This window comes from Roseixanthobacter psychrophilus (assembly GCF_043195195.1).
In the GTDB taxonomy this organism is placed as follows: Bacteria; Pseudomonadota; Alphaproteobacteria; order Rhizobiales; family Xanthobacteraceae; genus NCEH01.
This window is the reverse complement of sequence record NZ_JBAFWT010000001.1, coordinates 1-24,108: the sequence shown is the minus strand read 5'-3', so window position 1 is coordinate 24,108 and position 24,108 is coordinate 1. Positions and strand designations below refer to the sequence as shown.

Here is a 24,108-nt window from a genome sequence, read left to right as displayed (position 1 = left end):
GCGAGTTTTCGGGGTTGGTGGCTATGACGCGTTGGACCCATGGCCTGATTAATCGCCTTGTGACTTTGTGCGATGTGGCAATGATCGTGCTCGCGGCTGCCGTGGCCTATTCTGTCTGGCATTTCGCGAGTTGGAGTCAGGTGGCGATTCTGTGCGCGTTCGGCGCCGCCGTTTTCACGCAGATACTTCAACTTGGGCGTGCGTACCGGGTCGAGCACTATGGCCATTCGCTGCGCCAGATCGGCCATCTCATCGTCGGCGGGGTGCCCGCGGCGGTGCTGGTGGTGGTGTTCTATTATGCCCTGGTACCGATCCACACCACCAATCTGCGGGGCCTGCTCGCCTGGGGCATGGTGACCGGCGTGGCGCTGATCTTCGGCCGCCTGGTGATCGTTCGCTTCGGCATGTCGCTGGCGCGCCGCCACGAGGTGCTGCGGCGCCAGGTGGTGCTGGTGGGCGACGTGGAACGCGCGCGGGCCCTCGCCCTGCGCTGCGCGGAGGAGGACGACGAGGGGCTGTTCGTGTTCCTCGGCATCTTCGACGACAAGGCGCAGGTGTCCGCCGCCGGCGACGCCGCCCCTCGCGCGGCCGCTGACCCGTCCACTGACCCGTCCGCCCCGCCCCCGGTGCTGGGCGGCATCGCCGATTTCCTCACCTTCGCGCAGAACACGCGCGTGGACGTGGTGGCGATCGTCGAGAGTTGGGACGATCCTCTGAAGATCAGCGCCATCGCCGAGCAATTGCACCGCGTGGCCGCGGACGTGCTGGTAGAATTGGATCCCGACGGCTTCAACCTGCGCTTCGCGCGGGTCACCAGCATCGGCGGCCAGCCGGCGCTGCAGGTGCAGCAGCGGCCCCTCAAGGGGTCGCTCGGCGTGCTCAAGGCGCTGGAGGATTATTCCGTGGCGGTGATCGGGTTGATCCTGGTCTCGCCCATCCTGATGCTCGCGGCGCTGGCCATCAAGCTGGATTCGCCAGGGCCGATCTTCTTCCGCCAGCCGCGCGTGGGATTGAACAACAAGGTCTTCACGGTGTTCAAGCTGCGCACCATGACCGTGGACCCCAATGACGACGGCTCGGTCGGCACCACCAAGTTCAACCCCCGCATCACCCGCATCGGCGGCCTGCTGCGGCGCCTCTCCATCGATGAACTGCCGCAATTGCTGAACGTGCTGCAGGGCGACATGTCCGTGGTCGGCCCGCGCCCTCATGTGCCCAACATGCAGGTGGCCGAGGACGTTCGCTATGAGGCGATCCGGGAATATCTGGCAAGATACCGGATGAAGCCGGGCATCACCGGCTGGGCGCAGATCAACGGCATGCGCGGCGGCATCAACACCGTGGAAAAGGCCGAGCGCGGGGCGAAGCTCGACCTGTTCTACATAGAAAACTGGTCCATATGGTTCGATATCAGGATCATGCTCCTCACCATCACCAAGGGCATGGCGGGTCGCGACGTCTTCTGATGATCGCGCTGGCGTGGCTGGTGTCCTGGAGCGCCGCCGCTTTTGCAGCGGCGCCGGAACGGCCCTTTCTTGCCTATCATCTGAGCTGGAACGAGGTGCCCGCATCCACCGGCGAAGGCACCGTCCTTGCCCGTCTGCCGGGCTATTTCACCCACGTGGCGCTCAGCTTCGTGAAGCCCGACCTCGTCTATGCCGGCGATCTCGATCTCAAGGACACAGGCCTGTTGTTTCCCTTCTCCGGCGCGGTGCTGAAGGCGGCGGTCGCCGCCTTGAAGGCGCGCCATCCCGGCATGAAGGTCCTGGTCTCGGTCGGCAGCGGCGGATACGTGGCCTGGGACAGGTTCGACCCCGATGCCCTGGCGCGCCTGGTGCGCGATCTCGGGGCGGACGGCGTGGATGTGGATTTCGAAACCCATGATCCGGGATGCATCACCACCAGCGCCGGCGGCTTCGCCTGCGCGGCGGACCGGGAGGTGATCTCGGTGATCGAGGCGATCCGCAAGCGCCTGCCGCGACCCTATGTGGTGACTCTGGCGGTCCAGCATGTGGGCGCGTTCGGCGAGGGCGCCTTCGCCGATGCCCAGCCGCGCAGCCGCTACACCGGCTCCTCGCTCGGGGTGCTGCGGTCCCGCGTCGCGGCGGACATCGATCTGGTGTCCATCATGGCCTATGACGCCGGCAATCGCTTCCGGCCGGACCAGGCGTTCCGCGCCTATCGCGCGGTGTGGAAAGGGCCCCTGGCCCTGGGCATCCTGGTGCTGCCAGACACCACGGGCGGGCCCCGCTTCACGGTCGACACCACCCGTAAGGTGCTGCTGTCCGTGCTCGGCGATCCGCAGGCCGGCGCGATGCTATACGGTCTGCTGGATCGGCCGCCCGGCCCCATCGGGCCGGACAATCCGGACGACCGCTATCTTGCCGCCACCATTTGTTCGGTCCTGGGCGGGGAGGGATGCGCCGCATCGATCCCCTAGGACGTTTTCGGGCGAAGTGGAAACCGGTTCGCGTAAAGAAAACGCGTCGGCACTATGAGATAAGGCGTTTTCCTCCAGTCCATGAAACGGGGAAAACGCTCTAGAGGACGGTCCGGTTGGATTGCATCGCATTCGGATCGGAAACTGTTCTCTATCAATGACGGAGCGGGCGATTCACCTGTCAGGTTGGACCAACCTGGCCGGATCGTGCTCCAGCCTTTCCAGCCGGCGTCGGCCGGGGCCGGCGGTTTCGTCGGCGCCAGCAGGCCCATCCGATCGCAACCAGTCCGAGCCACATCGTCGATGGGCTCATTCGCACGCGGGAGCCAGCCTTGATCACCCAGACGTTCCGACGCACCCGGGCCCGCGCGCCGCTGAGGCTTGGCCTCGCTGGCGGCGGCACCGACCTGTCTCCCTATTGCGACGAATTCGGCGGCGCGGTGCTCAACGTCACCATCGATCGCTTCGCGTTCGCCTCGTTCCTGCCCCGGACCGATGAGGGCATCACCTTCGAGTCCGACGATACCGGCGCCACCGAGACGTTCGGCCTCTATGCCCCCCTCTCCGCCGCCAAGCTGATCCTGCATCGCGGCGTGTATGAGCGCATGATCGCCGAGTTCAACGAGGGCGTGCGCCTGCCCCTGACCATCAAGACCACAGTGGACGCGCCGGCCGGGTCCGGCCTCGGCTCCTCCTCGGCCCTGGTGGTGGCGCTGGTCAGCGGTATGGGCGCCCTGCTCGGCGCGCCGCTCGGCGATTACGACATCGCCCATCTCGCATTCGAAATCGAACGCCATGATCTTGGCCTGTCCGGTGGGCGGCAGGACCAATATGCCGCCGCCTTCGGGGGCATCAATTATATCGAGTTCCTGCCCTCCGACCGGGTGATCGTGAATCCGCTGCGGGTGCGCGGCGCGGTCAATAACGAGCTGGAATCCTCGCTGATCGTCTGCTTCTCCGGCCGCTCGCGCAGCTCCGCCGCCATCATCGACAAGCAGACCGAGGGCATCAAATCGGCCAGCCCGCAGACCCTGGACGCGCTCCACAAGCTCAAGGCCGATGCCGGCGAGATGAAGCGCGCGCTTCTGGTGGGCGATATCGACCGCATGGGCGAGGTGCTGAACGCCTCCTGGAAGGCCAAGCAGCGCACCGCGACCGGCATTTCCACCGACAAGATCGATGAATTGTTCGACCTCGCCATGGCCAATGGCGCCATCGCCGGCAAGGTTTCGGGCGCGGGCGGCGGCGGCTTCATGTTCTTCCTGGTGCACCCGGAAAACCGCTATCGCCTGGTGGAAAAGCTCACCGCCGCGGGTGCCGCGGCGACGCCGGTCAAGTTCACCCAGAACGGGTGCGAGGTATGGCAATTCTGACCGCGGGCCGGATGGCGCAGCGAAGGGCTGAACGATGAGAATACGTCAAGCGGCCATCTTGTGCGGTGGCCTCGGGACCCGGCTCGGGTCGCTCACGGCCCAGTGCCCCAAGCCCCTGCTGCCGGTGGACGGACGGCCGTTCCTGGAGATCCTGTCGGAAGAGCTGGTCCGGCAGGGGGTCGATCGCATCTTGTTGCTGGCCGCGTTCGAATCCGAGCAGGTGCGCGACTTCGCGGCCACCTTGCCGGGACGGCTGGAAGCCGACATCCAGGTGGAGGTGTGCATCGAACCCGACCGGGCGGGAACCGGCGGCGCGCTTTGGCACGCGCGGGAGCATCTCGACGAGACTTTCTTCCTTCTGAACGGGGATTCCTGGTTCGACGTGCCGCTGGAGCGTCTGGCGGCCGCCCTGCCTGCGGATGCGGCGGTGGCCGGCGTGCTCGGCCTGCGGGCCCTGGAGGATACCGGCCGGTTCGGCGTTGTCCGGCTGGAAGGCGAGGTGATTACCGAGTTCGCAGCCCGCCCCGAGCATCCCGGCGCCGGCCTTGTGAACGCCGGGGTCTATCTGTTCCGCCGGTCGATCCTCTCCGCCCTGACACCCAAGGGGTCGCTGGAGCAGGACGCCTTGCCCGGCCTTGCCCGTGCGGGGCATCTGCGGGGCGTGCCGGCCAGCGGCTATTTCATCGATATCGGCATTCCCGACGATTATGCCCGCGCGCAATATGAGATTCCCGCCCGCCGCCGTCGCCCCGCCGTGTTCTTCGACCGCGACGGGGTGCTGAACCTGGACCACGGCTATATCGGGCAGGTGGAGCGCTTCGAATGGGTGCCGGGCGCGCGGGAGGCGATCCGCCGGGTCAACCAGGCCGGCTATTACGCCTTCATCGTCACCAATCAGGCCGGCATCGCCAAGGGCCATTATGACGAAGCCGCCTATCGCGTCGTGCGCGCCCATATGCGGGACGAGCTGGCGCAGATCGGCGCGCACATCGACGACGAGCGCTTCGCCCCGGATCATCCCGACGGCATCGTCGCGGCCTATCGACGGGTCTCGGACTGGCGCAAGCCCGGCCCTGGCATGCTGCTGGACCTGCTGCGCCGCTGGCCCGTGGATGCCGCCCACAGCTTCCTGATCGGCGATCAGCCGACCGATATCCAAGCCGCCGAGGCCGCCGGCATTCCCGGCCACCTGTTTCCCGGCGGCAATCTCGACACCTTCATCGCACCGCTTCTCGCGGCCCATCCGACGGCACAGATTGAGGGGGAGTCATGACCGACATTTCGCCGCGCGAGCAGGAGCGTCGCCAGCTCCTCGCATGGCTGTTCGAGCAGGCCTTGCCGCTGTGGTCCACCGTGGGCGTGGACCGGGCGCGCTGGGGCTTCTTCGAAAAGCTCACGCCGGACGGCATCCCCACCGAGGATCCGCGCCGCGCCCGGGTGCTGGGGCGCCAGATCTTCTCCTTCGCCACGGCCGCCAAGCTGGGCTGGGATGGCCCCGCCCGCGATCTGGTGCGCCACGGGCTCGATGCGCTGGAAGCCCGCTATTTCGACGCCAACGGCCTCGTGCGCTCGGTGATCGATGCGGACGGCAAGGTCTTGGTGGGCACGTTCGATCTTTATGACCACGCCTTCGTCCTGTTCGGCCTTGCCGCCGCCCATGCCGCCGGCGAGCGCCCGGCGGAGCTGGCGGCGCGGGCGCGGACCTTGCTGGCGCGGATGCGGTCGGAGTTCGCCCACCCGACGGCGGGTTTCGAGGAAAGCCAGCCGCGCACGCTGCCGCTGAAGGCCAATCCGCACATGCACATCTTCGAGGCGAGCCTCGCCTGGAGCCAGACCAGCCCCGACCCGGAATGGCTCGCCCAGGCGGATGAGATCGCCGAACTGTGCCTCGCCCGCTTCCTCGATCCGGCAACCGGCGCGCTCCGGGAATTCTACGACGGCGATTGGACCGCGCTCACCGACCATGAGGGCAGCGTGGTCGAGCCGGGCCATCAGTTCGAATGGGCATGGCTGCTGATCCGCTGGGGCCTGCTGCGCCGCCGCCGCGATGCCATCGCCGCGGCCCGCCGCCTGATCGATCTCGCCGAGACCAAGGGCGTGGACACCACGCGCGGGCTCGCCATCAACGAGCTGAATGCCGATCTCACGGTGCGCGACGACCGCGCCCGCCTGTGGCCGCAGACCGAGCGGATCAAGGCCTTCACCGCCCTTGCCGGAATTGCCGAGACCCCGCAGGAGCGCGCCTTCGCCGAGGCCAAGGTGGCGGAGGCGGCGCGCGGCCTCATGCGCTTCTTCGTGCACCCGGTTCCCGGCGCGTGGTGGGAGCATATCGGCGCCGACGGCAAGCCCATCGTCGAACCCTCGCGCGCCAGCAGCCTCTACCACATCATCTGCGCGATCGACGTGATGACCGAGGGCTGAAGCCAACGGCCGATGACCGGCACATCGGCCGTTGGCCCAGCCCGCGCGGCGTTTGCGCGAAACCCTTCCGGTGCCGGTCAAGGACCGGGGCACGGGGCGCGCGCAAGCCGGTTTTTCCGGGGTTGATCCATCGCCTTGTCAAGCCGCAGCCCTTATGGCATGGCCTCGCCCCATCGTCGGGTTTTCGGGACGTGCCTTGCACGGTCCGACCCTGTCCGGGCTCCGGCGCCGATCCTGACAACCCTTCCGGGCGGGCGCCCGATGAAGCACGGAGTTCTTCCGAGCCATGATCACGACGGGTGTGTCCGGGCTGGACGGGAAGGTCCACGATGTCTGCGTCATCGGCACGGGGCCGGTGGGCATTTCCCTCGCCTTCGAATTGGCCAAGGCCGGGCGTTCGGTGCTGCTGCTGGAGTCCGGCGAACTTCAAGCCTCCGCCGAGGCGCAGCGCCTCTCGGACGCCGAGATCGCCGATCCGAAGACCCATGTGGCGATGGACATCGCGGTTCAGCGCAGCCTCGGCGGCACGTCGAACCTGTGGGGCGGGCGCTGCGTTTCGTTTGATCCCGTGGATTTCACCGTTCGCCCCGCCATTCCCCATAGCGGGTGGCCGATTTCCATGGCCGACGTTGAGCCGCACATGGCCGCCGCCTGCGACTATATCGGCTGCGGCGCGCCGGTGTTCGAAAGCCCGCTGCCCGGCTTTGACGGCGGCGATGGAGATTTCGACTTCAAGCGGCTGGAGCGCTGGAGCCTGCAGCCGCGCTTCTCCGTGATGTATGAGCGCAAGCTGCGCGAGGCGGCGACCATCGATCTGCGACTGCGCGCGACGGTCACCGGGCTGTCGTTCGCCGCCGACGGGCAGGTGGAGCGGGTGCACGTGCGCGGACCCGGCGACACCAAGGCGTCATTTGCCGCGCGCGCCGTCGTGCTGGCGGCGGGGGCGCTGGAATCCACGCGCCTGCTGCTTCTGGCGCGCCGCGATGCGCCTGGCCGCTTCGGCGGTCCCGAGGGTCCGCTCGGGCGTTATTACATGGGCCACCTCTATGGCGTCGCCGCCGAGATGGACCTCACGTCCGAGACGCTGGATGCCGGCATCGATTATTTCGCCGACCCGCAGGGCTATTATGTGCGCCGGCGCTTCACCCCCAGCGCGGACCTTCAGGCGCGCATGGGCCTGACCAATTTCTCCCTGTGGCCGGATTATCCGCTGATCCGCGACCCCGCGCACCGGAACGGCGTGCTGTCCCTCGCCTATCTCGCGCTCTCCGTGCCACCGGTGGGCCGGATGATCGTCGCGGAATCGATCCGCCGGCATTATGTCGGCGACACGGTGCAGCGCCTGCCGCACATCCTCAACGTGCTGCGGGAGTTGCCGCGCACCACGGCCTTCATCCCCTCGTTCCTCTATGGGCGGTATCTCGCCAAGCACCGCAAGCCCGGCTTCTTCCAGCGCAATGCCGGCCGCCGATACGCCATTCGCTTCCATGCCGAGCAATTGCCCAATCCGGATTCGCGGGTGACCCTTTCCGATCAGCACGACGCCTATGGGGTGCCGCGGCTCGCCATCGATCTGCGGTATCGCGCGGCCGATGCGGAGCCGCTGATCCGGGGACACGACTGCTTTGCCGCATGGCTCCGCAGCAGCGGCTCCGGCACCATGCGATGGCTCGTGCCGGAGGCGGAACGCGTCGATTACATCCTGTCGCAATGCTATGACGGGCATCACCAGATCGGCACCCTGCGCATGGGCGAGGGGCCGGGCACCGGCGTGGTCGACAAGGACTGCCGGGTATTCGGCGCGGCCAATCTGTTCGTCGCCGGAAGTGCCGTCTTCCCGACCTCGGCGGAAGCCAATCCGACCCTCACCGCCGTGGCGCTCGCGATGCGCCTTGCCGGCCGCCTGGCGCAGGAGCTTCCGGGAGCCTGAAACGGGCCTCAGCCGGAGCGGGTGACGCGCACGGCGCGCGGGATCGCCACCGTCACCCGCTTGCGGGCGGTGCGCAGCGACAGATGGGGGCCTTGCGGGGGAGCCTCCAGTCGCTTTTTGCGATACCGGTCGAGATAGACACCAACCGCCATCACCACGCCGACCTCGCCGGGGGTGAACACCAGCGGATAGACGGCCGAGGTGGCGAACAGATAGAGGATGTAGTCCCCCAGGGCCTGGGCGAAGGGGTCGCGGCTGCGCCGCGCGGCGGCATGCACGGCAAAGAAGCCCCAGGCGTGCAGGATGAAGATCAGCAGCGCGCCGACCAGCCCGTATTCGAAGATCTCTCCGGCCCAGCCCAGATCGGCGATGAAGAAGCTGCGATCCTGGAAGATGTCGCTGAGCGTGACCGTGCCGAACCGCGTGGTGGCGCCGACACCGAACAGCCAGCTCAAGGGATTGTCGCCGAGGAACTCGATGGCGATGTTGAGCGAGTTTTGTCGCACCGAGAGCGAGTTGCCCAAGGATTCCGTGACGTTGCCGGCGGACAGGAAGAAGGCCACGGCGGCGATCGGCGCGAGCACGCATCCAACGGCGATGAACAGCCGGCGGATGCGGTCGGGGGAGGAGGCGACGATGCCGTAGCCGCAGATCAGCAGTGCGGCGGCGATCGCGGTGCGCTGCTTGTAGATCCACAGCATCAGGATGAAACCGACGATCACCGCCGCCACTTTCCACACCTGCGGTTTCTGCATGAACGACCGCACCAGATAGAACAGCAGCAGAATGCCGAAGAACATCGGCATGTAGATGCGGTTTCCGCGCTCCTGTTCGTTGAGCAGCAATTTGCCGAGCGCGGAATCGTCATTGTACCAGGACGGCGGGATCACCAGCCAAAGCATCAGCATGATGCCATAGGTGGAATAGCCGAGCGTGATGCAGGCGGCCCGGGTGCGGGTGTCGGTAGGCGCGAGCCACAGGAGCATCGCGAACAGGCCGAAATAATAGGTGATGGGCCAGATCTTCACCGTCGTCGCGATCGAGCCGATGAAATCGTTGCCGAGGTGGATGATCGAGATGAGCGGCGTCAACCCCAGCGCATAGGCGAGGAAGATCAGATAGATGCCCTTCGCCGGCAGCTTGACCTGCGCGATGGTGTAGATCGTCAGCGGCAGGGTGAGGATCGGCCAGGCCTTGGAGAGCAGGTAGGTCGGCGGCAGTTCGTTGTAATAATGGAAGCACTGGCCGAACATCGGCAGCGTGCACAGCAGGATCGTCCATGTGACGTGCGGGGGGAAGCGTTCGCCTTCGTCGAGCCGCGCGGGGGAGGCCGCGCGCTCGGCGGGGGACAGTCTCTCGCGGCGCAGGCCGTGTGCGCCGGTAAGGTTCACTTTCGCGTCTCCGCGCGCGTCACGGTGCGGGTCTGTGTGCCGCCATCCATGCCGAAGGCTTTCGGATCGAGCTTGGCCTTCGCCACCATCAGCAGCAGCGGCATGGATTCCACGAACACGCGGCGGATGTGGGTCTCCGGGCTCACGATCAGCCGGTGCAGCCATTCCAGGCCATGCTTGCGGTAGAACGGGCCGGCGCGCTTGGCGAGGCCGGTGACGAAATTGAGCGAGCTGCCCACGCACAGCGCGGTGCCCACGGCGCCGCCGTGCTGGAAGATCAGTTGCGTCACATATTCCGAGCGCGGCGACCCGACGACCAGGAAGATGTACCGCGCGGGATGGGACAGCACGAAATCGACGCAGGCGGCGACCTCGGCCGGCTTGTTGATGAAGCCCATGGGCGGATTGTAATGATGGACCGTTTGCAGGCCGTACTTCGCCTTCAGCCGGCGCAGCATCTCGTCCTCGCCGCCGATGATGGTGACGGGATCTTCCGGGCGGATGTGGTGGTCCAGCAGATCGGCGGTCAGATCGCTGCCCGGTGCGAGCGGGATGTGCAGGCCGAACACCTTCCGCGCCAGCGCGCGCGGCACCTTGCCGTCCAGCAGACGCAGCCAGGCATGGGCGTAGATGTCGATGAAGCGCGGGTCCTTGAGGTGGCCGTGCCGCACCAGGTTCTGGGCATTGGGCGTGACCACATAGGCGAACGGCGCCCCGAACGGGCGCTCGGCGATCAGCTTGGCGGCGGCCGGCACGTCGAGGAGCGAGAACGGCACGCCGAGATAGGTGATCTCGTCGAAGGGCCGCGCCGCCGCGGCCGGATCGGCATGGGTCTGCATGGTGTGTTCCGCCCTCTGTCCTCGGGTGCCCGCCACCCGAGCGGCTCCGGCTTGGGCTGCATATACCAGCCGCAACCGCATGCGCGAAGATGCCTGCCCTGAAGCGGGGTCAGGGGATGATGCTCGCCGCGCCGCCGGTGGTCGCGGTGGTGTAGCTGCCGATGGTGTAGCTGAAGCTGCGCTGGAACGGCACGACCTTGTTGATGAATTGGTCGATCCACAAGTCCAGCTCGGCGATGTTGCTGCGCGGGACATAGAGGATGTCGCCGGCCATCAGCGGTGCCTCGCGTTCATCCGAACCGGTCTCGATGATGTCGAGCATGTTGATGATGCGCAGCATCGGCTGGTTGTTCAGATCGCGGCGGATCAGCGCCACCTCGCCGAGGCGCGCCTCCTCGTTGAAGCCGCCGGCCAGCAGGATCGCCTGCAGGGCGCTCATGCGCATGTTGGAAAGCTTGAAGGCGCCGGGATGGGCCACCATGCCGCCGATATAGATGCTGGAGGAGGCCGCGTCCTCAAGCGAGACGACCACCTTCTGGTCGGTCAGCTCGCGCCGCGAGGCGACGCGGATGGTCTCCTGAAGACCGGTCAGCGTCATCCCCTCCACCTTGATCTGCCCGACCGCCCGCAGCCCGATGGTGCCGTCGGGCGTCACGGTCAGGTCCTCGTCCATCTCGCGCGTGAGGAAATACTTGACCTTGATCTTGTCACCCGGCCCGATCCGATAGGCGGGCACGATGGGGTTCCACGGGCGAAAGCCCTGCGGGTTGACTTCCGCGAAGCTGATTTCCTGTCCGGTCAGGAAGGGCTTCTGGTTCGCCGTGGTGGTGCAGCCGGCCAAAGCGCAACTGCCGAGGAGCAGGAACAGGGGCATCCGAAGGGCAGCCCACGGCCCGACGGAAAGGCCGTGAGGCACACCCAGCACCGGGCTGCGATCGCGACGGGTCGCTCCGCATGCGGGGGAGGGCATCGAGGAAGGCTCCTAATGGGCGACCCGGTCCAGGACCCCACCGCGCTTCCCCTTTGGGCCCTTCGACAGGTCCCATGCGGCGAAAAAGGAGGCGCGAAGCAGAACCGTTGAACCGATCAACGTGGTAAAGCAACGCTAAACCCCCATGGTTAATGAAAAGTTTCGCCTCAAGCTCTTTTGTAAATCCATTCGGGCAGGTAGTATCTGCGGCCAAGGAAAACCAAGCCGAGAATAAATCCACCGTTTTCGAGGACGGTTGAACGCAGTCGAAGCGCCGCTGCTTTTCGCGTGCTCTCCGCGCGAATGACCAGAATATTGGCATCCACAAGAAGATTCAGGCGCTGGATGACCGGTGATGACATTTGTGCGATGGAGCAGAAGACGATCGCATCGAAGGTTTCCTCCAGCTCTTCCATCATTTGCCGCGCGTCGACCAGGGGCAGGCGCACGCTCAACAAGGGTGATTCGGTGTCGTCGGTCACCGACCAGAGCAGCGGCACCGAAGTGGGGGTGACGATCAGGCCGCCCTGGACCTCGGTTTGGGCGGGTTCGAGCGGATGGGGCGTGGCCGAGCACAAGTCCACCAGAAGGGTGCGCAGGCCGCGCTGCATGCTGAACTCCTCGGCCAGGCGGCGGCTCAGGAGCGGCACGTCGTCGTCCCGCTCCTGGGTGACGAAGTGCAGGGTTCGCAGCGGCTTGCCGTCCAGCTCCGTATCCAGCAGCAGGGTCGCCAGCGCGCTGATGTCCTGGTCGGAATTGAGCGCGTCGCGCTTGTCGGAGAATTCCGCCAGAGCGGGCAGATGCAGGGCCCGCTCGCTTTCGCCCGGCTGGATGAAGACCGTGCGCACGGCGGAGGCGAGCGCGCCGGCCGCCGCGCCGAACAGCAGGCCGCCGAATATGCCGCCCGCAAGCAAGGGAATGGCCATGCTGCGGCTCGTGACCGCCGAGCTGGCATCCTGGACCACGCGCACATTCGACGCGCGGACCTTGGTTGCCGTTTCCTCGATCGAGGCGGCAACGGCCCGCCGCAGATATTCGCGGTACCCCTCGTTCAGCGAATCGCGCTGGCGCGTCAGCTCCACGAGCCGGGTTTCGGTCGAGCGGAGCACCGCCAGCCGCTTCTCCGCGGTGGCCTGCTGCGCATCGAGTTCGGTGATCTGCAACTGCAGCGCGTCCGCCTCGACCCGCAGGCTGAGGATCATGTTGTTGAGATAGGCGATGGAGGGATTGCGCACCTCGCGATTGGTCGAGAACATGCGCAGCTCGGCCTCCGCCATGGCGCGGCGGACGGTGGCGATCTTGCGGTCGGCTTCCTTGATCAAGGGGCTGCCCGGCGCATATTGCTGCACCAGCCGGTCGCGCTCCACCAGCAGGCCGGTGAGGACGTTGCGATCCTCGTCATTGGGCGTGACGTCGCTTTTCTGGTTGAAGTCGAACACCGTCTCCGACTGGCCCTTCAACTGCCGCTCTGCCTCGCTCAACTGCGCCACGACAGAAACGCGCCGTTCCGCGACCTGACGGCGGCGTTGAATGAGGCTGTCCACCTGGTTTGCCGCCAGCAGGGCGTCCTGGGTGAAATCGATGATGTCGCTCTTGGTCTTCAGCGCCTGGATTTCCAGATCGACCGACCGCAAATCCCGCTTGAAGCGCTCCACCTCGACGGTGAGGATCGCCGCGGTCGGATTGTCGAAAATGCTCCGCCGCCGTTGCATGTAGAACTTCACGACCGTGTCGGTGGCCTCGATGGACAGCGCCCGGTCGGGGGAGGTGTAGGTGACCAGAATGATGTTGGAGCCAGACTGGACCGAGGCGCGCATGTTCTTGCGGAACTGCTCGATGGCCTTGTCCAAGGGACCCTCGGCAGGCTTGCCGAAGCGCAGATAGGCGAGCAGCGATCCGAGCCGACCGCGAGGAAACAGCCGGTCGACACCGATGGCCTCGATGGTATCGCGGATCACGTCCGAGCTTTCGAGGATCTGGACCTCGGATTCCACGGTCTTGAGGCCCTCGATGGAGAGGGTGGTCGGGCCGCTGTCCGTGACGTTCTGGGAATTCACCTCGCGGTTGACCAGGACCATCAGCAGGCTGCTGGCGGTATATTCGGTTTTTGCCGAAAGCGAGGCGGCGAGCCCCACCAGGAGCGGAAGCAAAGCCGCGATGAGAACGATGCGGATATGGTATGCGGTCGCGATCAGGAAGTCGCGCACGGTAAAGGCGGGCGCGCGGACATCGCTCCACGAGATCGGAGCGGTGCCTTCCACTTCTGCGGCGTGCGTAACCGTCATCGCAATCCTCGGTCCCACTTCGGCCAATGGCCGCTCCGCTTGCTCTCACCATCGCGCCCGGCGCGCCCCACGGGACGCCGGGGCGTCGCTGCTGGATGCGGGTGCGGCCATTCGCTAAAAAGCGGCAAAAATCTTAACATTAATGCCTCGTGTCCGGCATGCGCGCGGCGGTTCCGAGCGGTCCGTCCGGCCTAATAGGCCGCCGGCAGCAGGCGCCGCAAGGCGATGGCCGTGCCGAGCGCGCCCTGCGAGACCACGATGCAGGCCAGCACCGCAGCGCCCATCATGCCGAACGGGGGAATCAGCGCGAACGCGAGCGCGCAACAGGTGACGAACTGGGCGATGTTGAGCCACCGCAGCACGTTTCCGTGCCCGGTCATGGCGAGAACGATGTCCTGGTTGGGAAACAGGCAATAGACCAATTGGCCGATGCTCATCACCATCAGGGCGCTGGCGCCGATCTCGAAGCCGGGACCGATCAGGTGCAGCAATTGCACCGGCGCCAGCAGCATCACCGCGATGGCCGGAACGCCGCACAAAGCCACCACGAGGCGAACCCGGCGGTTGAGCGCGCGCAGCGCGACGATCTCGCCGCGCCGGTGCAGGCTGGCGAAGGAGGGGGCGGCAATGGTGCCGATCGACACCACGAGCACCGAAATCAGCAGCGATATGCGGTTTGCGACGCTGAACGCACCCACGTCCGTGGGCGTGCCGAACACGCCCAGCACGAGGACGGGAATGGAGTTCAGCGACATCTGCACCACCTCGACGATGCCGAGTGGTATGGCGGTGCGCCATAGGGCGGGCAGGGCGTCGGGCACGAGGTCTCCCTGCACTTGCTCCGCCGGCTTTTGCATCAGGATCAGGCCGACGCCTACAAGGATGGCGACCACATAGGAGGCGCCGAGCGCCATCAGCATGGCGTTCAGCGAACGCGCGCCGAGCCCGACGGCCGCCAGCGTGACGATCGGCCAGAGCCCGTTCTGGATGAACTGGGCCGCCACCACGCGATGATAGCCCGACAGGGCGCTACCGACGACCACGCAGAGCGCCTGTGGCAGGATGACGGCGGCGGCGATCTTGAGGGGCAGCACGAGGTCGGGTTCGCTGAACAAATGGATGGACAGCGGCTCGGCAAACAGAATCGTCAAGCCGGTCGCCAGGACACCGCCAAGGGTGGTCCAGCCTAATCCCGTCAGCATGGCGCGGCGGGCATCGCGGGTTCGCCCGAGCGCCATTTCCCCGGCCATATGGCGGATGATGGCCTTCTCGAAGCCGGCCCGCGAGATGGTGGCGACAAGCCCGATCCAGGTCATGCACAAGAAGAACAGGCCGGATTCATGCGCGCCGAGAATCCGCGCGGCCAGCATGTAGAGGCCGAATTTTCCCACCAGTTCCAGCCCGCGCACCACGAGCGCGGCGGCATAGGCCCAATAAGTGGTGACGAGCTGGCTGAGGCGCATGGAAACCGGCTTCACCCCGTTATGCGCTTCTGCCTTGAGGCGCGGATGCGAACTGATGATGATGCGCACGCGCCGGCCTCGGGCCGCAGCCGTATCGGACCTGGAGAGCGTTGCACGAATGAAATCCGCGTTCCATCGTCCCGCCCGTCCAGGGGGCACGCCTTTGGCAGGTTTGGCGCGTGCCCTGCGCCCGGTCCCTGCCGTGGGCTTGGTGCCTGCCTTGGCCTGCGCGTTTGCCGCGTGCCTGCTGGTGTCCGCCCCGGCCCTGTCTCAGGATGAGGGATCGGCGCACGGCCTCGGGATCACCGGCGATAGCAACCCGTTCCCGTTTGATGCCCGTCTTGAAATCAACAAGCATCTGCAAAGCGTTCTTCCAACTCTCTGGTGGTCTGGCGCGCCCGAATACCGCCTCGAAGGCTTTACTGTCACGGTCCACATTCCAGCGAGCTGGCAGGGCAATCCGACATCGGCCCTTATGCGACTCTGCCCGCAGGCGCATAGCACACTTTGGCAGGGCATCAAACGTCTCGAATTGCAGCCATATTACAAGAATGCCACATGGGCGGGCGTGACCTGCCGACCGTAAGGCGTGCGCTGGCGGGCGGCTGCGGCGGTGCCTCGCAGGTCTCCCTTTTCCAGCCGGTTTGGCCGGTATCACGCGCGCCAATCCGGCGCGAAAATGGCATGAGAACCCGAAAACGGCATGAGAAACGGTCGCGGTGGCGGAGCGGCCTTTGCGGACGGAAAGGGTATCATTTAACGGGCGCCCCGTTGGCAGATGCGCGGCACCACGCTATCAGGGGCCGGCCAGAGTCATTCCCGAGCGAGCCTGACATGCCGGACCGTGTATCGTCGCCTTCCGCCTCCCCTGTCCGCGCTGCCGCGCCGCGCCGGCGCAGGTTCTCTACCAATGCTTTGGTGGGGTTAGTCTTTGTCGCGATGACCGGACCCGTGTGGGCGCAGGGCGCTGCTGCTCCTGCCACCCCTCCGGCTGCCGCGGCACCGAAGAAGCCCGCTCCGGCCAAGCCGGCGGCCCCCGCCGCCGCCGCTCCCGCCACCGACGACAGCCCCAGCCGCACCACCGCCACCTATGAGGATTGGGTGGTGCGGTGCGAGCGACCCGAGGGCGCGCCCGCCAAGGTGTGCGAAGTCTCCCAGACCCTGCAGATCGGCGACAAGCAGCAGGGCCTCATGGCGCAGATCGCGTTCGGCCGGCTGAAGCCCGACGCGCCGCTTCTGATGGTGCTGCAACTTCCGGCCGGCGTCTGGCTTCCGGCCGGCACCCGCTTCACCTATGACGAAAAGGCCAAGCCCGTCGCCGCCGCTTACAAGTTCTGCATCCGCGCCTGCATCGCGGACGTCGAGCTGAGCGCCGCCGATGCCACGGCCCTGGGCAATGCCAAGGGCAGCGGGAAAGTCGAGTTTCTCGATCGCGCCCAGAGCCCCATTTCGCTGCCGATCTCCTTCAATGGTCTCTCCGCCGCCCTGGCGGCGCGCGACAAGATGTGAGAAAAACCTTCTAATATCAATGCCTTGAAGGTATATGGCACGAGGTGGTGGGACGTGCGAAGAACGCTTGTATTTGATTTCTGATGATTTATGATAATCGTCAGAAACAGAATTTGAGCCAAATCCGTGAGCGTGCGCCCAAAAGAATCCATCGACGAGACCCGCGAGCGGATCGCCATCGCGGCTGAGGAATTGTTCCGCCGCCTGGGGTTCGCGAAGACTGCGGTGGCCGACATCGCCGCCGAGTTGGACATGTCGCCGGCCAATATCTATCGCTTCTTCTCGTCCAAGAACGCGATCGTCGAGACCATCTGCGACCGCAGCCTCGCGGAAGTGGAAGCGCAGGTGGCCGCGGTGGCGCGCGCGCCGCTCTCGGCACCTGAGCGTATCGAGCAGGTGTTCATCACCATCCTGCGGTATCATCGGGATAATTTTCTGGTCGAACGGCGCGTGCACGACATGGTCCTGGTGGCGATCGAGCACAATTGGTCCGCCATAGAGGCCCATAAGGAGCGCATTCGCCGGTATCTCGCCGCCCTGCTGCGCGAGGGCATAGCCGACGGGACGTTCCAACCCCACGATTGCGACCAGGTCAGCGCCATGCTGCTCGGCTGCTGCGTGCGCTTCTGCCATCCCATCCTTGTGGCTCAATGCATCGATGAGGATCTGGAAGGCCAGGCGCGCGATACGGTTCGGTTCATGCTCCGCGCTATCGAGGTCAATCGCCGCCCGTTGTGATGCCTGGGTTTCGTCAACCGAGGCGTGATCTTGCGCCTTTTGTCTGACGAAAGTTGAAAATCATCAGTGTTGAATCATAACTCGACAGCCTGGAATCTGAGTCATGTCGTCCTCTCCTCGCATCCTGGCCTGGTCCGCTCTTCTGGGCAGTACGCTGGTTCTTTCCGCCTGCGGCGACCCGGCGCCCGCCGAGCAGGCGGGGCCGCCGCCGCGCCCGGTCCAGGTCATGACCGTGGCCCTGCGCCCGGTCGAGGCGGACAAGACGTTCGTCGGCATCGTGCGGCCGCGCTGGGAGATCGACCTTTCGTTCCGCGTCGCCGGCAAGGTCCAGCAGCGCCTGGTGGAGGTCGGGCAGCGGGTGAAGACCGGCGACGTCATCGCCAAGCTCGATCCCGAGGATTTCAAGCTGGAACTCGGAAGCGCGGAGGCGGAACTGGCCGCCGCCCAAGCCAATCTTGCCCAGACCACGGCCGGGACGGGCGCTATCGTACGCTTTCCGCGCGCGGGTTTGCTTCCACCGCCGATCTGGACCGTAAGTCGGTGGCGAAGGATGAGGCGGTGGGCCGCCTGGAGCGGGCCAAGCGCGCGCTCGATCTTGCCAGCAACAAGCTGACTTACACCGACCTGCTCTCGACCGTGGACGGCGTGGTGTCCACCACGGCTGCGGAGCCGGGGCAGGTGGTCTCCGCCGGGCAGACGGTCGCCCGCATCGCCCGCCTGGACGAGAAGGAAGCGCTGGTCGCGCTACCCGAGACGGCGCTCGCCGACGCGCGCAGCGCCGAGGCGAGTGTGACCCTGTGGGCCGAGCCGGACCGCAAGATCAAAGCCAAGTTGCGCGAGCTCTCGCCCCAGGCCGACACCGCGAGCCGCACCTATCCGGCCCGTTTCTCGCTCGAGAATGTGGACGATAAGGTGGCGCTGGGCATGACCGCGACCGTGCGGCTGCGGCCCGCCGGAACCACTGACGTCGCGCGCCTGCCATTGTCCGCCGTGTTCGACCGGGGCGCCGGCCCGCATGTCTATGTGGTCGATCCCAAGACCAATGCGCTCATTGCCAGGCCGGTGGAGATCGCCGGTTATGCCGCCGATGCGGCGTTGGTCTCGCGTGGTGTGGCCGATGGGGATCTGGTGGTCACCATGGGCGCCCAGACCCTGGATGCCGGGCGCGTCGTGCGCACCGTCGCGGCCAAGTGACGGGGGCTGGCATGGACGGCTTCAACCTTTCGCGCTGGGCGATCACCCACCGCACGCTCACCTTGTTCGCAATCCTGATGCTGGCTGCCGCCGGTACCTTCGCCTATCTCAATCTCGGGCGGGCCGAAGACCCCTCCTTCACCATCAAGGTGATGGTGGTGAACGCGATGTGGCCGGGGGCCACCTCCACCGAGATGGAGGAGCAGGTCGCCGACCCCATCGAGAAGAAGCTGCAATCCCTGCCGCATCTCGACCGGGTGGAAAGCTATTCGCGGCCTGGCGTCAGCTTCATCCAGATCTATCTCGCCGATTCCACCCAGGCGAAGGACGTGAAGGACCTCTGGTATCAGGTGCGAAAGAAAGTCGGCGACGTCAAAGGGAACCTGCCGTCTGGCGTCATCGGCCCGTTCTTCGACGATGAATATGGCGATGTCTATTCCGCCCTCTACATGCTCAGCGGCAAGGATGTCGCCCCGGCCGAGCTGAAGCGGCAGGCGGAGATCATCCGCCAGGATCTGCTGCGGGTTCAGGATGTGGAGAAGGTGGATCTGGTGGGCGAGCGGCCCGAGCGGATCTATATCGAATTCAGCCACGCGCGCCTTGCCACCCTCGGCATCACGCCCCAGCAGATCTTCGATAGCGTGGCGCGGCAGAATGCGGTGGTCTCCGGCGGTGCCGTCGACACCAATGCGGACCGCGTGAACCTGCGCATATCAGGGGCGTTCTCCGGCGTCGATGCCATCGCGGCGGTGCCGGTGCTGGCCGGGAACGCGGTGTTCCGTCTCGGCGATGTCGCCACCGTGCGGCGCGGCTACGAGGACCCGCCGAGCTTCCTCGTGCGGCAGAACGGCGATGCGGCCGTGGGCATCGGCGTTTCCATGTCGGCCGGCGCCAACATCCTGACCCTCGGGGAAAATCTGAAACGCGCAATGGACAAGGCGATCGCCGAGCTGCCGGTCGGCATCGACGTGACGCAGATTGCCGACCAGCCCCATATCGTGGGCGAATCCGTCGGCGAATTCCTGCACACCTTCGCCGAGGCTTTGGTGATCGTGCTGGTGGTGAGCTTCCTCTCGCTCGGTTTTCGCACCGGCATCGTGGTGGCGCTTTCCGTGCCGCTGGTGCTCGCCATCGTGTTCCTGGTGATGTTCTCCTCCGGCATGGACCTGCACCGCATCACGCTCGGGGCGCTGATCATCGCATTGGGTCTGCTGGTGGACGATGCCATCATCGCCATCGAGATGATGGTGGTGAAGATGGAGGAGGGGCTCGATCGCGCGAGCGCGGCCACTTTCGCCTGGCACTCGACGGCGTTTCCCATGCTGACCGGCACGCTTGTCACCGCCGCCGGGTTCCTGCCGGTGGGCTTTGCCAAATCCAGCTCGGGCGAATATGCCGGCGGCATATTCTGGGTGGTCGGCATCGCGCTCATCGCCTCCTGGTTCGTGGCGGTGATCTTCACCCCCTATCTCGGCTACATGCTGCTGCCCACCTTCAAGGTGCATGCCCATGGCGAAGCCCATGACGGGCGGTTTTACCGCCTGCTGCGGCGGATGCTGAATTTTTGCCTGCGGCACCGCTTTCTCGTGATCGGCACCACGTTCGGCCTGTTCGCCGTGTCCATCGCCGGCTTCGGGCTGGTTCAGCAGCAATTCTTCCCCAACTCGACCCGCTCCGAGCTGTTCCTTGAGATGCGCCTGCCCGAAGGCACCTCCATCAAGGTGACCGAGGCGACCGCCAAGAAGGCCGAGGCCATGCTGGCGGGGGATGCGGACATCGCCACCGCCACCACCTACGTCGGGCAGGGCACGCCGCGCTTCTGGCTCGGCCTCAACCCCGTTCTCCCCAACCCGAACTTCGCCGAAGTGGTCATCGTGGCGCGCGATACCGAGGCCCGCGAGCGCATCAAGGCGCGGCTTGAGAAGCAGATCGCCGACGGCGCGCTCAGCGAGGCGCGGGTGCGGGTGGATCGCTTCGTGTTCGGCCCGCCGGTGGGCTTCCCGGTGAACTTCCGCGTCATCGGGCCGGACCCGCTGAAGGTGCGCGACATCGCGGAGCAGGTGCGTGTCGTGATGACCGGCGACCCCGCCCTCATCGATCCGCATCTCAATTGGGGCGAGCGGGTGAAGTCGGTCACCCTGCAGGTGGACCAGGACCGGGCGCGCGCCCTCGGCACCACGCCGCGCGATGTCGCGGAAACCTTGCAGACCTTGCTCTCCGGCTACACCGTGACCCAGCATCGCGAGGGCAATCTGCTCATCGACGTGATGGCGCGCGCGGTGCCCGAGGAGCGGGCGGACCTGCAGAACCTCGCCGGCCTCACGGTGAGCATGCGCAACGGCGTCGCGGTGCCGCTCGGGCAGGTGGCGCGCGTCGTCTATGCCTCGGAAGAACCGATCCTGTGGCGGCGCGACCGCGACCTGGTGCTGACCGTGCGGGCGGACGTGAAGGATGGCATCCAGCCCCCCGACGTGACCACCCGCCTGCTGCCCAAGCTCGCCGCCATCAAGGCCAACCTGCCGCCCGAATATCGCATCGAGACCGGCGGTTCCATCGAGGAAAGCGCCAAGGCCAACAAGTCGCTGGCGGCGGTTTTCCCGATCATGCTGGTGGTCATGCTGACCTTGCTGATGATCCAGCTCCAGAGCTTCTCGCGCCTGGTGTTGGTGCTCTGCACGGCGCCGTTGGGCGTGATCGGCGCCACCTGGGCCTTGCTGGCGGCGCATCAGCCGTTCGGCTTCGTGGCGCTGTTGGGGCTGATCGCGCTCGCCGGCATGATCATGCGCAATACGGTGATCCTGGTGGATCAGATCGACACCGACATCAAGGCCGGCCATGTGCCGGGGCAGGCGATCGTGGATGCCACCTTGCGCCGTGCCCGGCCCGTGGTGCTGACCGCCCTTGCGGCGGTGCTGGGCATGATCCCGCTGGCGCGCAGCGTCTTCTGGGGGCCCATGGCCATCACCATCATGGGCGGCCTTCTGGTGGCGACCGCGCTGACCTTGCTGGTGGTGCCGGCGCTCTATGCCGCCTTCTTCCGGGTGAAGGTGGCCGAGCCCGAGGCTTCTGGTGCGGCTGCGGACACGGATCGGGCGCAGCCCGGCCACGGGGCGGGGATGCCCGCGTGACCGGCAGGACAAGCTAGGAATAAATTGATAAAAGGTATTTAATCCTATACCCCACGCGCAGGCACTTGCGCATGGGGGTGGGGGAATGCCGTCTTTTCGCGAAGATCGTCTGGAGCTGGCGGGGATTGCCAGCGCGTTGGCATCGTTAAAGTTCGAAGTCCAATTGTTGCGATATGGCCTTGCCCTAAAGGCAGGGTTCAGCCCGGCACAGCCGCGGGTTCCCGCGGGCAATTCCGATGGCGGGCAGTGGACGGATGCGGGTGGCTCGGGTGGTCTCGCCCGGGAGCCGCGAACCGTTACGCGGGTGAGCTGCAGCGGTGAACACGCGCGCGTTGACCGAAGCACCTATCGTGCCGATGGCAGTCTGGCCGAGCAATCGGTGGCCCAGGCCGACGGCACCCTCATCGTCTCGCGCTACGCAGCACCCGGCGACAGCCCGCAATGGACCGATGTTCACCGCGTCGTGCTCCCCGACGGGACCGCCGGCGTGTTTCTCAACAGAGGCACGACGCAAGAAATCTACGACGGGGATGACCGGCTTCTTGGCCAGACCGTCTGGACCGAAACCGGCCCACAGCCGCAAGCGATCATCCAGCCGGCCTACGTGGCGCCGGTCGTCCGGGCGGCGGCGGCGACGACGATAGAACTCGCGGCAGCCCTCTACACCTGGCTATCCTCGCGCGCGGCGTTGACAGGCGAGCAGCCGGTGGTTGCCTTTACGACGCGCGAATATGCTCCCGGCGAATCTCCTCAGATGATGCCGTCTTATGTCGGAGCTTTGACGAAGGAGGAGGTGGAGAAGGCGTGCCGTAGGCTAAGCGATGTGCAGAAATATGCGGATGACATTTCATCGTCACTAAATAGATCGAACTTTTCCACCACCGCTAGTTATGGAACCGCAGTCCATTGGGCATTGAGCGATCGGATAAAGGCAGAAAACAATCCAAATTTCGGAACCGAAGTATCTTTCTTGAAAACAGTCGAAGAGGTAGGGGCAAGACCGATTAGGTCACAAGAAGATGTAATAAAATACGGCAAAAGGGGGTCAATTCGCATTGACGTCCTGGAGCATGCAAGCGATCAGGTCACGTGTGTTTATGACATAAAGGCTGGGAAGCGCGGTCTGTCAGCCAGCCGTTCGGCCGAAATTTCCCGGGCAGTCTTTGCGCGTTATCCAGATACACGTACAATTATCGTAACAGAAATACGGCCAAAGAAATGACGAATGTAAAAGAAGTCAAGCAACTTCTCGCACCTTTGCTGGATCGACGCCATGACCTTGCTCTCATCGGCCGTCTCGTTGTCATCAAGCCGGTCCGTCATTTTCTTCGGGGTGTTTTTGTGGAGCGGACGGTATATGCGCGAGCCTGTGATCCTCGGTGGCTTGTGATGAAATTATATCGTCGGTATGACGATATTTCACTCAGTCCTGCTCAGCATTTATTCAGAAAAGACAAGAAGCCGTGGCTTCTTGATCTTCCGGATACATCTGAAATGTTATGCGATGCAGTTGAGGTTCAGATTCAGGAAATGTCGAGTCGCGGGGATGATATTGATACTTATATCGACAAATCTACGCCCAGGTCGGAGGCATATCTAAAATATTACGGCGCTGCGCACGCGCTTGACGATATAGCTCTTGGCGACCTCGATAGCGCTCGAGACCTGATCTCCACGTATGAGTCCGCCGCCCACGTCTGGCTACCGCATCTGAAGCGCCTCGGCCTGGACGAGAAGCTGCTTGCGCTCGGCAACAAGCTCTCGCTTGAGGATCGTGTCACCCTCGCCGGCCTGCTGCACGAATGGGAGGCCTATAGCGTCGAGAAACTCAAGCTCGGCAAGATCTGGGAGCGCACGCCGTTTCCGCTGGAAACCGCTCCGGGACCGAACGCCTAGAACTCGCGGCGACGCGCTCCACCTGGCTATCCGCGCGCGCGGCAGCGCAAACATATAAAAAAGACTAGTCTGTCATATGCCGGTGAAGCTGCACCGGCAGTCTGCGGCACGACCGTATTCTTGGGAGACGCACAAAGATGTCTAAATTGTCCATAGCCCTCGTCGCCGCCGCCCTGTTGGCAGGTCTGCCAGGCGCCTCGGCTCAGACCATGAACATGCCGGCCGCCTCGGCCGCCCAGCCCGCACCGGCCGAGATCGCCAAGGCGGCGACCGTGCCGAGCACGGCGGCGTTCGTGGACACCGCCGCGCGCGCGAACCAGTTCGAAATCGTGACCAGCCAGGTCGCGCTCCAGAACAGCAAGAACAAGCAAGTCATCGCTTTTGCTAAGAAGATGATCAAGGATCATACCAAGATAGGCAAGAATTTCGGCACCGCCTTCGGCAAGGCCAGTACCGGCCTCACTCTGCCCGTCGGCCTCGGCGACGACTTCGACAAGACGCTCGCCCGCCTCAAGGGTGAGACCGGCGCCG

At 65.4% G+C, this 24,108-nt stretch carries 20 protein-coding genes; 15 read left to right on the top strand and 5 right to left on the bottom strand.

Going from position 1 to position 24,108, the window contains the following annotated elements; genetic code table 11:
• Window positions 1-23 precede the first annotated feature (23 nt).
• The 6 genes from V5F77_RS00100 to V5F77_RS00075 all read left to right on the top strand — a co-directional run bounded on the left by V5F77_RS00100 (window position 24) and on the right by V5F77_RS00075 (window position 8,164).
• Window positions 24-1,466: an exopolysaccharide biosynthesis polyprenyl glycosylphosphotransferase gene (locus V5F77_RS00100; protein WP_429003279.1), complete on the top strand. Its 1,443-nt coding sequence runs from the start codon at window positions 24-26 to the stop codon at window positions 1,464-1,466.
• Window positions 1,466-2,440, top strand: a complete 975-nt coding sequence (locus V5F77_RS00095; protein WP_429003278.1) for a glycosyl hydrolase family 18 protein — start codon at window positions 1,466-1,468, stop codon at window positions 2,438-2,440. The genes V5F77_RS00100 and V5F77_RS00095 overlap by 1 nt, the downstream gene beginning before the upstream one ends.
• Window positions 2,441-2,772: 332 nt before the next feature.
• A complete protein-coding gene (locus tag V5F77_RS00090; protein ID WP_429003277.1) occupies window positions 2,773-3,813 on the top strand; it encodes a GHMP family kinase ATP-binding protein in 1,041 nt (346 codons plus the stop codon).
• Window positions 3,814-3,847: 34 nt separating this feature from the next.
• Window positions 3,848-5,086 carry an HAD-IIIA family hydrolase gene (locus V5F77_RS00085; RefSeq protein ID WP_429003276.1) on the top strand — a complete coding sequence of 413 codons (1,239 nt, stop codon included), beginning with the start codon at window positions 3,848-3,850 and terminating at the stop codon, window positions 5,084-5,086.
• A complete protein-coding gene (locus V5F77_RS00080) occupies window positions 5,083-6,234 on the top strand; it encodes an AGE family epimerase/isomerase (protein WP_429003275.1) in 1,152 nt (383 codons plus the stop codon). Before V5F77_RS00085 ends, V5F77_RS00080 begins: the two co-directional genes overlap by 4 nt.
• 286 nt (window positions 6,235-6,520) lie before the next feature.
• A complete protein-coding gene (locus V5F77_RS00075) occupies window positions 6,521-8,164 on the top strand; it encodes an FAD-dependent oxidoreductase (RefSeq protein ID WP_429003274.1) in 1,644 nt (547 codons plus the stop codon).
• Window positions 8,165-8,172: 8 nt separating this feature from the next.
• Here the strand turns inward: V5F77_RS00075 and V5F77_RS00070 are convergent, their stop codons facing one another.
• From V5F77_RS00070 to V5F77_RS00050, 5 genes are all read right to left on the bottom strand, one after another.
• Window positions 8,173-9,555, bottom strand: a complete 1,383-nt coding sequence (locus V5F77_RS00070; protein WP_429003273.1) for an O-antigen ligase family protein — start codon at window positions 9,553-9,555, stop codon at window positions 8,173-8,175.
• Window positions 9,552-10,394 carry a WecB/TagA/CpsF family glycosyltransferase gene (locus tag V5F77_RS00065; RefSeq protein ID WP_429003272.1) on the bottom strand — a complete coding sequence of 281 codons (843 nt, stop codon included), beginning with the start codon at window positions 10,392-10,394 and terminating at the stop codon, window positions 9,552-9,554. The genes V5F77_RS00070 and V5F77_RS00065 overlap by 4 nt, the downstream gene beginning before the upstream one ends.
• A gap of 109 nt (window positions 10,395-10,503) precedes the next feature.
• Window positions 10,504-11,364, bottom strand: coding sequence for a polysaccharide biosynthesis/export family protein (locus V5F77_RS00060; protein ID WP_429003271.1), 861 nt, complete (start codon window positions 11,362-11,364; stop codon window positions 10,504-10,506).
• Between the two features lie 167 nt (window positions 11,365-11,531).
• Window positions 11,532-13,649: an exopolysaccharide transport family protein gene (locus tag V5F77_RS00055; RefSeq protein WP_429003270.1), complete on the bottom strand. Its 2,118-nt coding sequence runs from the start codon at window positions 13,647-13,649 to the stop codon at window positions 11,532-11,534.
• Between the two features lie 191 nt (window positions 13,650-13,840).
• A complete protein-coding gene (locus tag V5F77_RS00050; RefSeq protein ID WP_429003269.1) occupies window positions 13,841-15,181 on the bottom strand; it encodes a lipopolysaccharide biosynthesis protein in 1,341 nt (446 codons plus the stop codon).
• Between the two features lie 49 nt (window positions 15,182-15,230).
• Here V5F77_RS00050 and V5F77_RS00045 point away from each other — a divergent pair, with 49 nt between their 5' ends.
• The 9 genes from V5F77_RS00045 to V5F77_RS00005 all read left to right on the top strand — a co-directional run.
• The gene (locus tag V5F77_RS00045) at window positions 15,231-15,698 is read left to right on the top strand and encodes a hypothetical protein (protein ID WP_429003268.1); all 468 of its coding nucleotides are present in this window, start codon (window positions 15,231-15,233) and stop codon (window positions 15,696-15,698) included.
• 353 nt (window positions 15,699-16,051) lie between these two features.
• Complete coding sequence (locus V5F77_RS00040; RefSeq protein ID WP_429003267.1) at window positions 16,052-16,621, top strand: invasion associated locus B family protein; 570 nt, start codon at window positions 16,052-16,054, stop codon at window positions 16,619-16,621.
• A gap of 126 nt (window positions 16,622-16,747) precedes the next feature.
• Entirely contained in the window at window positions 16,748-17,359 is a 612-nt protein-coding gene (locus V5F77_RS00035; RefSeq protein ID WP_429003266.1) for a TetR/AcrR family transcriptional regulator, read from the top strand.
• A gap of 103 nt (window positions 17,360-17,462) precedes the next feature.
• On the top strand, window positions 17,463-17,972 hold the full coding sequence (locus V5F77_RS00030; RefSeq protein ID WP_429003265.1) for a biotin/lipoyl-binding protein: 510 nt from the start codon (window positions 17,463-17,465) through the stop codon (window positions 17,970-17,972).
• Window positions 17,900-18,553, top strand: coding sequence for an efflux RND transporter periplasmic adaptor subunit (locus V5F77_RS00025; protein WP_429003264.1), 654 nt, complete (start codon window positions 17,900-17,902; stop codon window positions 18,551-18,553). Before V5F77_RS00030 ends, V5F77_RS00025 begins: the two co-directional genes overlap by 73 nt.
• A gap of 11 nt (window positions 18,554-18,564) precedes the next feature.
• A complete protein-coding gene (locus V5F77_RS00020; protein WP_429003263.1) occupies window positions 18,565-21,681 on the top strand; it encodes an efflux RND transporter permease subunit in 3,117 nt (1,038 codons plus the stop codon).
• Window positions 21,682-21,766: 85 nt separating this feature from the next.
• Window positions 21,767-22,903 (top strand): hypothetical protein, encoded by a 1,137-nt coding sequence (locus V5F77_RS00015; RefSeq protein WP_429003262.1) that lies wholly within the window; start codon window positions 21,767-21,769, stop codon window positions 22,901-22,903.
• Window positions 22,900-23,577: a hypothetical protein gene (locus V5F77_RS00010; RefSeq protein WP_429003261.1), complete on the top strand. Its 678-nt coding sequence runs from the start codon at window positions 22,900-22,902 to the stop codon at window positions 23,575-23,577. Before V5F77_RS00015 ends, V5F77_RS00010 begins: the two co-directional genes overlap by 4 nt.
• A 137-nt stretch (window positions 23,578-23,714) precedes the next feature.
• On the top strand, window positions 23,715-24,108 hold a 394-nt coding region (locus V5F77_RS00005), incomplete at its 3' end, for a DUF4142 domain-containing protein (protein ID WP_429003260.1).